At 39.4% G+C, this 13,495-nt stretch carries 10 protein-coding genes; 8 read left to right on the top strand and 2 right to left on the bottom strand.

The genetic code is table 11. From position 1 onward, the window contains the following. Nucleotides 1–614: 614 nt before the first annotated feature. Genes B5X70_RS13210 through B5X70_RS13200 form a run of 3 tightly spaced genes read left to right on the top strand, consistent with a single transcriptional unit; the run spans nucleotide 615 to nucleotide 3,257 of the window. Complete coding sequence (locus B5X70_RS13210) at nucleotides 615–1,355, top strand: polyprenol monophosphomannose synthase (protein ID WP_079558378.1); 741 nt, start codon at nucleotides 615–617, stop codon at nucleotides 1,353–1,355. A 13-nt stretch (nucleotides 1,356–1,368) separates the two neighbouring features. Continuing rightward, a complete protein-coding gene (locus tag B5X70_RS13205) occupies nucleotides 1,369–2,709 on the top strand; it encodes a dihydroorotase (protein WP_079558377.1) in 1,341 nt (446 codons plus the stop codon). Nucleotides 2,710–2,750: 41 nt separating this feature from the next. Further along, on the top strand, nucleotides 2,751–3,257 hold the full coding sequence (locus B5X70_RS13200; RefSeq protein ID WP_079558376.1) for a hypothetical protein: 507 nt from the start codon (nucleotides 2,751–2,753) through the stop codon (nucleotides 3,255–3,257). Here the strand turns inward: B5X70_RS13200 and B5X70_RS13195 are convergent. Continuing rightward, complete coding sequence (locus B5X70_RS13195) at nucleotides 3,254–4,504, bottom strand: aspartate kinase (RefSeq protein ID WP_079558375.1); 1,251 nt, start codon at nucleotides 4,502–4,504, stop codon at nucleotides 3,254–3,256. The two genes, B5X70_RS13200 and B5X70_RS13195, sit on opposite strands and share 4 nt — an antisense overlap. A gap of 240 nt (nucleotides 4,505–4,744) precedes the next feature. Between B5X70_RS13195 and mfd the strand changes: the two genes are divergently transcribed. After that, a complete protein-coding gene (gene mfd / locus B5X70_RS13190) occupies nucleotides 4,745–8,098 on the top strand; it encodes a transcription-repair coupling factor (RefSeq protein ID WP_079558374.1) in 3,354 nt (1,117 codons plus the stop codon). Here mfd and B5X70_RS13185 read toward each other — a convergent pair. Next, nucleotides 8,082–9,134 carry an ATP-binding response regulator gene (locus tag B5X70_RS13185; protein WP_079558373.1) on the bottom strand — a complete coding sequence of 351 codons (1,053 nt, stop codon included), beginning with the start codon at nucleotides 9,132–9,134 and terminating at the stop codon, nucleotides 8,082–8,084. The genes mfd and B5X70_RS13185 overlap by 17 nt on opposite strands. Nucleotides 9,135–9,356: 222 nt before the next feature. Here B5X70_RS13185 and B5X70_RS13180 point away from each other — a divergent pair, with 222 nt between their 5' ends. The 4 genes from B5X70_RS13180 (at nucleotide 9,357) to lptC (ending at nucleotide 13,473) form a co-directional block, all read left to right on the top strand. Further along, nucleotides 9,357–10,073 (top strand): type III pantothenate kinase, encoded by a 717-nt coding sequence (locus tag B5X70_RS13180; protein WP_232468390.1) that lies wholly within the window; start codon nucleotides 9,357–9,359, stop codon nucleotides 10,071–10,073. After that, nucleotides 10,066–11,340, top strand: a complete 1,275-nt coding sequence (locus B5X70_RS13175; protein ID WP_079558371.1) for a BamG family beta-barrel-assembly machinery protein — start codon at nucleotides 10,066–10,068, stop codon at nucleotides 11,338–11,340. Before B5X70_RS13180 ends, B5X70_RS13175 begins: the two co-directional genes overlap by 8 nt. Nucleotides 11,341–11,441: 101 nt before the next feature. After that, nucleotides 11,442–12,797: a tetratricopeptide repeat protein gene (locus tag B5X70_RS13170; RefSeq protein WP_079558370.1), complete on the top strand. Its 1,356-nt coding sequence runs from the start codon at nucleotides 11,442–11,444 to the stop codon at nucleotides 12,795–12,797. 13 nt (nucleotides 12,798–12,810) lie between these two features. Next, nucleotides 12,811–13,473, top strand: coding sequence for an LPS export ABC transporter periplasmic protein LptC (gene lptC, locus B5X70_RS13165; RefSeq protein WP_232468391.1), 663 nt, complete (start codon nucleotides 12,811–12,813; stop codon nucleotides 13,471–13,473). Nucleotides 13,474–13,495: the final 22 nt, after the last annotated feature.

The following is a 13,495-nucleotide window of genomic DNA, read 5'->3' as shown; positions in this document are numbered from 1 at the left end:
ACCTAATTTCCTGACATATCTCAAAAAAATTGACTCAAGGATATTGCTAAATTAAATTTTTGTCTAACCTTAGATCTTTTGGTATTGCATCAATATTGTCAAAGAACGTTTTCTTATATCTTCTTTCTTCAAATAGTCGGGAACTTAATCCCTTTCTATCACACTCCCCTTAGCGGAAAGCGGCTGCAAAGATAAACAATTTTATTTCCCTTTTCCAAAATATTATTGAACTTTTTTTGAAGTTTTTTACGCTAATCTGAAAACCAATTAAATAAAATCTAATCAGCCCTCTTTTAACCAAAAAAAACAGTAAAATTCAATATCCTAATCTCAGTCTTAGGCACCCCTTAACCTTCTTAAGAAGCGGCTGCAAAAGTAGAGGTTCTTATCGGGGTTTCCAAATGTTGAACCAACTATTTTCGCACCAAAATCATAACGCACAATAAATGAAGGAGAAAAAGTTTAAATGCCACCCATTTTAGAAAAGGCGGAACTATAAAGATACAATATCCCGCGGATAAGATCAAAGAAAAACAGTGAAAATTTTCATCTATACAGCTAATTAAATTGTATCTTCGCATCACTATAGAATATTTAATTATAAAACCAGCATCGTGAGTAAAAAAATAGTGCTAATTCCGACCTATAATGAGCGAGAAAATATTGAAGCAATTATACGTACCGTATTTGATCAACCTTATGAATTTCATGTATTAATTATAGATGACAATTCGCCGGACGGCACAGCGTCGATTGTATCAAAATTACAGAAAGAATTTCCGGAACGTTTGCATCTGCTTGAACGAGAAGGGAAACTTGGTCTTGGCACTGCATACATCACCGGCTTTAAATGGGCGATTGAAAAAAAGTATGATTTCATTTTTGAAATGGATGCCGATTTTTCACATAACCCGGAAGATTTAAACAAGCTGTACGAGGCGTGTAGTGTTCAACATGCAGATATGGCCATTGGTTCCAGATACAAATCCGGAGTAAATGTTGTAAATTGGCCTATGGGAAGGGTACTGATGTCATACTTTGCTTCGGTTTATGTTAGAGTTATAACCGGGATGAAGATTATGGACACAACCGCAGGATTTAAATGCTACAAGCGGGAAGTATTGGAAGCGATAAATCTTGATGCCATAAAATTCAAGGGTTATGCTTTCCAGATTGAGATGAAATTTACCGCTTGGAAACTCGGGTTCGACATTATGGAGGTTCCTATAATTTTCACAGACAGGAAACAAGGAGCGTCTAAAATGAGCGGAGGCATATTTAATGAAGCGGTATGGGGTGTTATTAAAATGAAAGTAAACAGTTGGTTCAAAAAATACCCAAACAAGAAAAAATAACAACTGAAATTATATGAGTACCACATTAATAAAAAATGCCATCATTATAAATGAAGGAGAATCTTTTACAGGTTCTGTGCTGATTGATGGTTCACTGATAAAAAAGGTTTACAAAGATTCAGAGGAATTGCCGAAGGCAGAAAAAGAGATTGATGCTTCCGGCATGTATCTTATTCCCGGTGTAATAGATGACCAGGTTCATTTTCGTGAACCCGGACTTACTCACAAGGGTGACATCAGTTCCGAATCAAGAGCTGCCGTTGCAGGTGGCATAACCTCTTATATGGAAATGCCTAATACATCGCCACAAACCACATCCATTGAGGCTCTGGAGGCAAAGTACCAAAGGGCATCGGATGTATCGATGGCCAACTACTCGTTTTACATGGGTGCCACCAACGATAACTTAGAGGAAGTTTTAAAAGTTGATCCGTTAAAAGTTTGCGGCGTTAAGGTGTTCATGGGTTCTTCCACAGGAAATATGCTGGTTGATAGTAATGATACTCTCAACCATATTTTTAAAGAGATACCCATGCTGATTACCACGCATTGCGAAGATGAAACTACCATAAAAGAAAATAGTGAAAAATATCGTTCCCTTTATGGGAACGATATGCCTTTCCGTTACCACGCAGCCATCCGTAATGATGAAGCATGCTACAAATCATCATCAAAAGCAGTAGAACTTGCAACCAAACATAACAGCAGGTTACACATTCTGCATCTTTCCACAAAAAAAGAACTTTCACTATTAAATAATACCATTCCACTTAAAGAAAAAAGAATTACCGGAGAGGTATGTGTGCATCACTTGTGGTTTGATGAAAGCGATTATGACGTGTTGGGCTCCAGGATTAAATGGAACCCTGCCATAAAATCCGTTACCGATCGCGATGCGCTAAGAGAAGGTCTTGTAAGCAACCTTCTGGATGTGGTTGCAACGGATCATGCTCCCCATACACTGCAAGAGAAACAGAACAGTTACTTCAGTGCTCCATCGGGAGGGCCGCTGGTTCAGCATTCATTGCCGGTGATGCTTGAACTTGCTGACCAGGGAATTCTCAGTAAAGAGTTGGTGGTGGAAAAAATGTGTCACGCTCCTGCAATTTTGTTCAGGGTAAGCAAACGAGGATACATCAGAGAAGGTTATTATGCCGACCTAGCACTGGTAAATCCCAACGCAAACCAGACAATTACCGACGAGAATGTTTTATATAAATGCAAATGGACTCCCTTCAACAATACGAAACTAAAACACGCTGTAATTCGTACATGGGTAAACGGGCATCTTGTTTTCGATAACGGAGTAATAAACGAACAAAAAAAAGGGAGCAGATTACTCTTCGATTATTAATCGTCCCGTTTCTTTTCTGGAAGAAAATAAACCGTGGAAATATGAGAACTGCATCGGTAATTTTTATTGTTTTAATGATTTTTGCAGGCTGCACTAAGGTTGTAAAAGAAACCAACCGCGTAATAGTATCAGACCTGGCTTACGATTTGGAACACATCATAGCCGACACCATTATTTATAGTGTTGAAATAACCAATACCGACCCGATGGATGAGTGGGCGGAATATCGTTTAAGGAATGTTCAACATCAAAAACTCATCAATTCCATTTTTGAAAATGTTTACACTGGCAAAACAATTGCCTTTGATTATTTTACAGAACAGCAATTAACTATTTCTGATGTTGAAGCTCTGGAGAAAGATGCGGAATTTTCAAGAGAGAACATTGAAGAGATACAATTTGAAGAGATCTGGCTGTTTGATGAAAACAACCAGACATTTCATAAACAAGTTCTATCCATGGTTCTGGCTTATGGTATATATTCCGATGAAGGAACCTACCTTGGCCGTAAACCGGCATTCAGAGTTTCGGTGAATAAAAAAGACTAACCTCTTATTACAAACCGTGCAACTTTTCTGGTTATCTGTGAGTCCAAAATTTCTTTTCCGCTGGTCATCTCCTCAATGGCAGCGTTGGTGTACTGCCGAATGGTAATTAGTTGTACATTCTCGTTGTAACGTACTGAGAAATTATTCTTTAATTCACTTAATAAAACATCCATTTCCCTGATTCTGTCGAAACTTGCTGAAAAATTTAATGCAGAATTCTGCATTAAATTCATTTTTACACGAAACTTTTTGAAAATTGAGATGATTTCGATCAATTTATCTTCCATGATAAAGGAAAAATCGAGAGGGGAAATGGTCACAAAAATCTGATTGGTCTTCAGAATAAAGACAGGTACCTGCTCACTAATTCCGGTTCTTTCTAAAATAACTGTTCCTTTTTCCTCTTTATCTATAAAAGATCTCACTTTCAAGGGAATGTTCTTATTTTGCAATGGTTTAAGAGTCTTTGGATGAATAACCTGTGCGCCGTAATAAGAAAGTTCAATGGCCTCCATGTAAGAGAGCTCCTCAATTTTTACGGCGCCCTGATACCACCTGGGGTCAGCATTCAAAACACCGGGAACATCCTTCCATATGGTCACATCTGAAGCATTCATCACATGGCCTATAATTGCAGCTGTATAATCGGAACCTTCCCGCCCCAGCGTAGTTGTGAGGTTGCTAATGGTTCCACCCAGAAAACCCTGAGTCAAATAAACTTCAGCATCAGCAAAATTAAAAGCCTGCATCATTAACTGATTCGTCAAAGACCAATCAACATTAGAATCGCGATACAAATCATCGGTTTTAAGGATGGTGCGCACATCTGTCCAACTGCTTTTAACCCCATCCTGCTCCCAGAAATCTGCTACGATGGAAGTGGATAAAAGCTCCCCAAAACTTACAATTTGATCATATTCAAAATCAAAATGCATGGATGGAGATAGCTTCAAACGTGTTTCCAAATGGTGCATCTGTTCATTGTACCTTTTTGATGCATTGGCATTCCCAAACAAATCGTGAATGATTTGTGTATGATAATCATGCACAAATTTCAAACATTCATCCATCACCTCCTTCTCCTCCCTAAAATATGCAGAAACTAACTCTTCAAAAGCATTTGTCATCTTACCCATGGCCGAAATCACCACCACTAAAGGTGTTTCAGCACCTTTAACAATTGAAGTAACATTACGAACTCCCTCGGCATCTCTTACTGATGCTCCGCCAAATTTATATACTTTCATAGAATTAAGATTCTTAGATATTAGATTTTTAGATATTAGTCCCAAATACCCCGGAATTGATATTAGACAATGCATAATTTGAATGTAATAAAACTAGCCATTCACAACTAATGCCGCACAGTTAAACCAATACAAGTCAAAAATAATACATCCTCAGAAATTATAATCATAAATATCCATAAAACCCGAACCATTAAGGACTCAATTTTACATATTTCATTATTTTTGCCAAAAAAAAAGATGAGCCCATCCAGTGCTCCGGTACAGAAATATCTTCATCACACATCCATTTCAACCATTAAGGAATGGTTGAAAACACCTAACGGAAATCTTTTCTTAAAAGGATTAACCGGAAGTTCGGTATCTTTAATTGCCGCCACTTTAAAAGACAATGCTTCGCACCTTTTAGTTGCCGATGATAAGGAAAGTGCTGCTTATCTCTATCACGATCTCACCCAGTTGCTGGGTGAAACTCCTGTCTTTTTTCTACCATCATCTTACAAACGATCGCCGGAATACGGACAGCCCGAAAGCAGCCAGATTATTCTTCGTACGGAAGCTCTTCAAAATCTGAGAAATCAATCAGCAGGTCATTTCTTCGTGACCTATCCTGAGGCATTGATGGAGAAAGTTCCCGATTCAGAGACCATCAGCAACCAAACCATTACCGTAAAGAAAGGTGAAAACACAGACCTTTTCTTTGTGGTTGACTTTTTAAACGAATTAGGATTTCAACGTGCAGATTTTGTTTATGAACCGGGGTATTATTCTGTAAGAGGCTCCATTCTTGATGTTTTCAGCTATTCGCATGAAGAGCCATATAGAATTGATTTTTTTGGCGATGAGATTGAAAGCATACGCTCATTTGACATTGAAAATCAGTTGTCGAAAACCACCTTCGAGGAGATTACCATCATACCCAAATTATCTTCTGCTACTCCAGATCAATTCATCAGCATTAATGAATACATTCCGCAGTCTGTTAAATTTTGGATGAACTCTCCATCCCTCATTTTTAATAAGATGGATGAGATTCATCAGAAAGTTAAGTCTGCGTCTTATAAGGATGAAAATGACGAGGAAAGTCGTTATTTACCCGGTGTGAAGGATTTAATCAACGGCAAGCTGTTCATGGAACAGCTTGCCGGCAGACCGTTTATCATCTGGGGAAATCCTCAAAATTCTCCAACTGTTAGTACCATTCAATTCAACACCTCGCCTCAACCTCTCTTTCACAAAAAGTTCTCCTTGATTGAAGAGAATATGAGAACCATGATTGAAGACGGGTATCGCATCATGGTGCTCTCAGACAACAAAAGACAGTTTGAGCGATTAACACAAATCTTTAGCGACCGAGGAAGTAACCTGGAGTATGAAGAGATGCACCACGCGCTTCATGAAGGGTTTATCGACCATGATTTAAAGCTCTGCATATACACCGACCACCAGATTTTTGACCGCTATCACAAATTCACCCTTAAAACCGACAAAACCAGAGCCGCCCGGCAGTCAATCACATTAAAAGAGCTAACCCGGCTAAATCCCGGTGATTATGTTGTTCATGTGGATCATGGCATTGGGAAGTTTGGAGGTTTGGTGACCATGCAGGAAAATGGGAAAAAACAGGAAGCCATCCAACTGATATATCGTGATAACGATGTGCTTCTGGTCAACATACATTCGCTGCACCGCATCAGCAAATATAAAGGACAGGAAGGAGAACCTCCAAGGGTTAACAAACTGGGTACAGCGGCTTGGTCTAAGATGAAGGAGAAGACCAAGAAAAAAGTTAAAGACATTGCCCGTGAATTGATAGCCCTTTATGCCAGAAGAAAATCTGAACCCGGTTACGGGTTTTCGGCCGACTCATTTATGCAGAATGAGCTGGAAGCTTCATTTATTTATGAAGATACGCCCGATCAGATTAAAGCGACGCAGGCCGTAAAACAGGATATGGAAGAGCACAATCCCATGGACAGGTTGGTTTGCGGAGATGTAGGCTTTGGCAAAACAGAAGTGGCAATACGTGCGGCTTTTAAAGCTGTAGCCGACAATAAGCAGGTAGCTGTGTTGGTGCCTACTACCATTTTGGCCTTCCAGCACTATCATACTTTTCGTGACAGACTAAAGGATTTCCCATGCCGGGTAGAGTACATCAGCAGATTAAGAAAAGCATCTGAAACAAAGGGCATCATAAAAGATACATCAGAGGGGAAAGTGGATATATTAATTGGAACCCACAGATTGGTTGGTAAAGATGTAAATTTTAAGGATTTGGGGTTACTCATTATCGATGAGGAGCAGCGTTTTGGCGTATCGGTAAAAGAAAAACTGAAACGGCTTAAAATAAATGTTGACACCCTCACTCTTACTGCCACGCCCATACCGCGCACCCTGCAATTTTCATTGATGGGAGCAAGAGATTTGTCCATACTCAACACCCCACCGGCCAATCGCCATCCCATTTTCACTGAATTACATACATTCGATGCTGACATCATAAAAGAAGCCATTCAGCATGAAGTAGAACGAAACGGACAGGTGTTTTTCATCAACAACAGGGTTCAGAACATCCATGAAATTGAGCATTTTGTGAACCGGCTACTCCCAAATATAAAGACCGTTGTTGCACACGGACAGATGGAAGGGAGCAAACTGGAAAAAATCATGCTGGAATTTATCGACGGCGAACATGATGTTCTAATTGCAACAACCATCATTGAATCCGGACTGGACATTCCAAATGCAAACACCATAATAATAAATAACGCACACCAGTTTGGTTTGAGCGAGCTCCACCAATTGCGGGGACGAGTTGGCAGGTCAAACAAAAAAGCGTTTTGCTACTTATTGGCACCGCCTGTGACAACACTGACCAATGATGCGAGACGAAGGCTGAAGATTCTTGAAGAATTTTCCGATTTAGGCAGCGGTTTCCAGATCGCCATGCAGGATTTAGACATTCGTGGTGCAGGGAATCTATTGGGAGGAGAACAGAGTGGTTTCATTGCCGACATAGGTTATGAAACCTATCAACGTATTCTGGAAGAAGCCCTTCTGGAACTCAGAGAGACCGAATACCCTGAAACCCTGAAACATTCTGAGTCGCATCAAAAAACAATGAAATATGTAACCGATTGCCAGATTGAAACCGATGCAGACATCAGGTTACCTGAAGAGTACGTGAGCAACATTGCCGAAAGAATGAACCTCTACAGGGAACTTGATAATATTAAGGAGATTGAAAAAATAGAAGACTTCAGAAAAAATACAGAGGATCGTTTCGGAGAGCTGCCAAAAGAAGCCGAAGGACTTCTTTTGGTGGTAAAGATGCGTATTTTGGCTGAATCATTAGGAATGGAAAAGATATCTTACAAAAACAATACAGTAAGAATCAATTTTGTAAGTAATCAATCCTCACCGTTTTATCAGTCAAGTACATTCGGACAAATACTTTTATGGTTGCAAAGCAACCATAAAAAAGCCAAGATGGAAGAAAAGAATGGCAAACTATGGCTGATTGTTTCCAAAGTGTCATCAATAACAGATGTTTACCAACTGATTGAGGATATTCGGACTACTCAACAATCTTAACTATAAGTTCTCGCGTCTTCTTTTGTGTTTGGCCTATGGCAAACACCATACACTTGTAGTTCTTGTTCAGGTATGTAATGGTTGTCTCTTGCTGCTCTTCAAAGTTTCCGTTTAGCAAACTCATTAACAACCTCTCATCCATATTAAGATCTTTGATATCTGAACCTTGTTCTAATCTGATTAAACTTTTGAAGCCGGGAGTAACCCCTGAGACTTTTAAGTTTTGATCAAGAATCATAACCCCTTTTCCACCCATAAAAAGTGCATATCTCAACTTCTCACAATCTCTGATGGCTGATTTTTCAGGCGTGATATCCATCATTACGATTTGTAAGGCCTGTTTTCCGTTAAATTCAATCCAGGAACCGGTAATGGCTACATCCAATGGTTTTTTATGCAGCCCCATAAAAACAATATCGTGCCTTTCAGCCACCCTACCTGTCCCCGCATTATTGCTTATAAACTCATTAAATGCACCCTTTGAACAGTCATCAACGAAATCAACAAGAGGTAATCCGATCATATCTTCAATATAATGAGTATGAAACAGATCCAGAGCATTCATATTAAGATACTGAATACGTCCGTCATGCACAATTATTACAGCCACCGGCGCCTCAGCAAGATACCGGCGAAAACTCTGTTCCCGTCTTTTCTGATCAATTACAGCCTTATGCTTGTAATATGCCAGATCGATGGTGATGCTCAACTCGTTTTTTTGAACAGGTTTTACAAGATATCCGTATGAATTTGCCACAATAGCTCTTTCCACTACCTGGCTGCTTGTGTCGCTGGTAACAAATATTACCGGTATTTCAAAATCACGTTGAATCCTTTCTGCCGTTTCAATGCCATCTAGTTCTCCTTCCAGATGAATGTCCATGAGAACAACATCGGGTTTCTCGGACTGACACATTTCCAAGGCCTGAGCACCAGTTTGACACCTTCCTACCAATAAGTGCCCCAAATCCTTGATAAACAAAGAAAATATAGCAGCTAAAAACTTATCATCTTCAACTATCAGTACTTTTCTCATATGATAATTCTCTTTCAATAGTATTAAAGGAGAGGCGAGCAATCCTTACGGACAGGTAATTTCTATCCGAAATAAAAAGTCACCAGGTTAATATTTATTAAAAAACACCCAAACAGATGAGAATAATAAAACAAATGGCTTAAATTATTCCCATATATGGTGTAAGTACAATAAATCAATTAAATTTGCAGACTATTTTTCTATAAACTAAACATGATTTACATGTTGAAGTTAGCAATAGATCAGGGAAACAGTGCCATAAAATTTGGGATTTTTGACCAACAGACATTAATTCACTTTGACAGTATTCCAAACAATGACCAAGGGAAACTGAAAAGTATCATCGGAGCGTACAAGCCACAATCAGCAATCATTTGCAGTGTTACAGATAAACTTAACATGTCTGTTTTCGATAAAATTGGAGGGAAGGTTGTTATATTAAATCATCAAACGCCCCTCCCCTTTTTTAATCATTATAAAACACCCGAAACCCTGGGGAGGGACAGAATTGCTGCTGTAGCCGGTGCACAGAGCCTCTTTCCAGCCACCAACATATTAGTGATTGATGCAGGAACCGCAATCACATACGACATTTTACTGAATGACAAATATATAGGAGGAAGCATTTCTCCGGGAATGGAAACCAGATTTAAAGCTTTGAATCAATTTACCGGTAAATTACCATTGATATCAAGAAATGAGGACAGCAACATTCCGGGAGAAACGACTAATCAGGCAATTGCATCAGGAGTAATTAATGGAATGATTTTTGAAATAGAAGGCTACCGTGACTTCTGTATGAAAAACTGGGGTTCTCTACACACAATTATTACAGGTGGAGACTCAGATTTTTTTGTCAGAAAATTAAAAAAGCCCATCTTTGTAAATCAAAATTTAGTTTTGCTAGGACTAAATAGAATACTGGAAAACAATGCATAGACAAATCAAGCTTCTGCTTACAACAATTATTTTATTATCAACAGTCGGCATCTCAACAGCCCAAACCAGAACATATTCACCTACCTCCAGGTATGGCATAGGCGAAATGAACTATCGTGGATTTGGTCGAAATGAAGCCATGGGCGGTACAGGTATCGGCGTTCAAACGCCCCGACACTTAAACAGCCTGAATCCGGCATCATACAGTGCCATAGACTCCCTTAATTTCTTTTTTGAGGTTGGTGTTTCAGGCAACAGTAATACCTTGTCGCACAATGATCAGTCTCAAACATTCTCTGATATTTACTTTGATTACTTTGCGATTGGATTCCCAGTCAGCCCTAGAGTCAGAACCTCATTTGGAGTAAAACCAGTTTCACAAGCAGGATACCAATTTGAGATCATTCAATCACCTCAAGACAATCCGGTACTTCAGTCTGCCATTGGAACAGGAAATATCTCTTCCGCATATGGAGGTGTTGGTATTAAAATTAGCGACGATTTAAATCTGGGCGTTCATGCATCGTATTGGTTTGGAAACATCAAACACACCTCATTTAGTGAGTTTCTCGGAGATAACATAAGAGTTCACGGGCTACAAAATCATCATCAGATTAATTCATTTTTATTTGATTTTGGAGTACAGTATAATGTAAATGAACAGTTAACACTTGGAGCTGTATTCCGTCCAAGAACACCGATGCGGGGTAAAACATCAACCACATTGGCTACAGGTAGACAATACCAACTCGATGGTAGCCTGTTTTTTAATAGCGATACCATATCCAGCAGCACATTACGTTGGAACAACAACGAGTTTGAAATGCCTATGAACCTGGGCGTAGGCGCCTCATACAGATTTAATGAACGATTTCTGCTAGCGATGGACTACTCGACTCAAAGGTGGAGCAGCGCTAATTTTCCGGACGACATAAGTCAAACAGTAAATACTAATATGCTCTCATTGGGTGCTGAACTTGTTCCTAATGAAAGAACAGCCACAAGATATTTTCAACGTGTAAGGTATCGTGCAGGACTGCGCTATTACGAAGACTATCTTCAATACAATAACAACCAGATTACAGATTTTGGCATGACATTTGGTTTAGGTTTACCAGTAGGAAGAACATTTACATCAATTAATCTAGGATTTGAATATGGCATGAGAGGAACATCTGATAGTAATGATTTATCGGAAACTTATACGAGGTTTACCTTAAACTTTACAATGCAGGAGTTTTGGTTCAGACAAAGAAGGTTTGATTAACTAAATTAGAATCAACAAACACAATCATAACAGCAACTTAGAGTCCATAGAAGAACATTCTGTTCAAGGACTCAGGAAAGGCAATTTAAAACCACAGGATCATGAAAGCGATAAAATTAATTGCTATTGGGTTAATCATCACATTAACTCAAACTGTAGCACAAACGGGATTAGAGTCCGGCACCAGGTACGGAATAGGCGAAGACAGCATTCGTTGTATCCGTAATCTGTCTCTCTATTCAGAAGATTTTCGTAATAATAACATCAACGATGCGTGGAATTCATGGATACAAGTACTTGATGAGTGTCCGGCAGCGCACGTTAATATTTACATTGACGGCATAAACATGGTGCGCCAGAGACTGGCAGAAACAAGAGACCCCGCAAAATTTGAAGAACTCTATCAACTTTTAATGCGCGTACACAACCAGAGGATGGAATATTTCGGAGATCATCCAAGGGTTCCTACCCCTATTATAAAAGGTCTCAAAGCACTTGATATGCTACGATATAAGCGAAATGACAATCAGGTTCTTCGCGAGGCCTATGTGTTGCTTGACGAGTCGATAAACGAATTGAATCGCCGGTCGCAAGTTCCTGTATTAGCAACGTACATGAGCAGTTCGGTTCAACTTTATCGAATGGGTGAATTAACTGCCGAAGATCTTGTAAAAAACTACACTATTGTTTCAGAAATAGTAGATTTTCAGTTAAGAGATCAAAGTTTCGCCAGCCAGCATGAAACACTTAACACTGTTAAAGAGAGTGCTGAAAGCTTGTTTGCAAACAGTGGCGCAGCTAATTGTGAGGTAATTGAAAGAATATATGCACCTCAACTGGAAGAAAATAAGTACGACCTAAGCTGGCTAAGAAGAGTAAACCAACTATTGGCCAGAGGTTTATGCGAGGACTCTGAATTGCTATATCAGGTTTCTGAATATCAGCACAACATTGAACCATCTGGAGCATCTGCATACGGGTTGGCCAGAATGCATCTTAAAGCCAGCAATTTCGACAGAGCCATTGAATATTTTGGTGAAGCTATAGAACTCACCGAAGATGATAATCAACGAGGTGAATATTTGCACCAATTGGCTCAGATTCATCTGTCAAAAGGAAACTACCCTGCATCCAGAAGATATGCGCTACGTGCTATTGATGCAAGACCTAATTGGGGTGCTCCGTTTATGACCATTGGCAGAGCCTATGCAGCGGCGGCTGATCAGGTAGGAAACGATGATTTTGAAAAGAAAGCTGTATACTGGGCAGCAGTAGATAAATTTATGAGAGCCAAATCCGTTGATTCATCATTTGAGTCAGAGGCAAATTCGCAAATCAGAGCTTTCTCCGAGCATTTCCCTGCCACCGAAGAGATATTCTTCAGAGGACTTGAAACCGGATCCTCATACACTGTAGGTGGATGGATAAATGAGAGAACCACAGTACGAACCAGATAATAATTGTGCTCACTTGAAAACAGCACCTTTATATAGGATTAAAATCATTAAGGCAAGTAGTATATTTATACTACTTGCCTTAATGGTTTCTGTTTCCTCCTGTAAACCCAACAGGCCGGAAGAGATACAGGAACTCACCAACCGGGAAGAACTGCCAAGTTTGATCCTTCATGATCTGACAGCAACCATTACCGATTCGGGTAAAATAAAATATCAGTTTATAACACCCGAAATGCTTCAATTTGATCAGCGAAAAGAGCCAACTATTGAATTCCCCAAAGGCCTTCACCTTTTCGTTTATAATAACGAGCAAGAGGTTGATGCTCAGATAAAAAGTAACGAAGCCATATACTATCAGGACGACGATTTATGGGAACTGCGCAACGATGTTGAAGCAGTTAATACCGACGGAGATGTAATCAATACCGAGTTGCTTTTTTGGGATGCGCAAAAAGAGATCATCTATTCAGATCAGTTTATAAAAATTACCACCGACACCGAAATCATTACCGGTTACGGATTTGAGTCAGATGAAAGAATGCAAAACTACATCATTAAAAACATCAGTGGCATTTTGCAGGTTGATGATATACAAACCGGAACTGCTTCAGCAGATGAACCGGAAGAAATCGCGCCCGAAATAAATCAACAACGACCAACAATTTCAGAAGATTAAAAAACCATACGGTTTTTAATCT

The sequence above is a fragment of the Alkalitalea saponilacus genome (assembly GCF_900168165.1).
Lineage (GTDB): Bacteria > Bacteroidota > Bacteroidia > Bacteroidales > Marinilabiliaceae > Natronoflexus > Natronoflexus saponilacus.
Note: the sequence above shows the minus strand (reverse complement) of the source record. Positions and strands in the feature narration are given on the sequence as shown.

Bases quoted from the DNA above. Each gene is read 5' to 3' on its own strand.
- B5X70_RS13195 (WP_079558375.1), bottom strand. From the start codon at position 4,504: ATGAAAGTATATAAATTTGGCGGAGCATCAGTAAGAGATGCCGAGGGA.
- B5X70_RS13185 (WP_079558373.1), bottom strand. From the start codon at position 9,134: ATGAGAAAAGTACTGATAGTTGAAGATGATAAGTTTTTAGCTGCTATA.
- B5X70_RS13180 (WP_232468390.1), top strand. From the start codon at position 9,357: ATGTTGAAGTTAGCAATAGATCAGGGAAACAGTGCCATAAAATTTGGG.
- mfd (WP_079558374.1), top strand. From the start codon at position 4,745: ATGAGCCCATCCAGTGCTCCGGTACAGAAATATCTTCATCACACATCC.
- B5X70_RS13175 (WP_079558371.1), top strand. From the start codon at position 10,066: ATGCATAGACAAATCAAGCTTCTGCTTACAACAATTATTTTATTATCA.
- B5X70_RS13200 (WP_079558376.1), top strand. From the start codon at position 2,751: ATGAGAACTGCATCGGTAATTTTTATTGTTTTAATGATTTTTGCAGGC.
- B5X70_RS13205 (WP_079558377.1), top strand. From the start codon at position 1,369: ATGAGTACCACATTAATAAAAAATGCCATCATTATAAATGAAGGAGAA.
- B5X70_RS13170 (WP_079558370.1), top strand. From the start codon at position 11,442: ATGAAAGCGATAAAATTAATTGCTATTGGGTTAATCATCACATTAACT.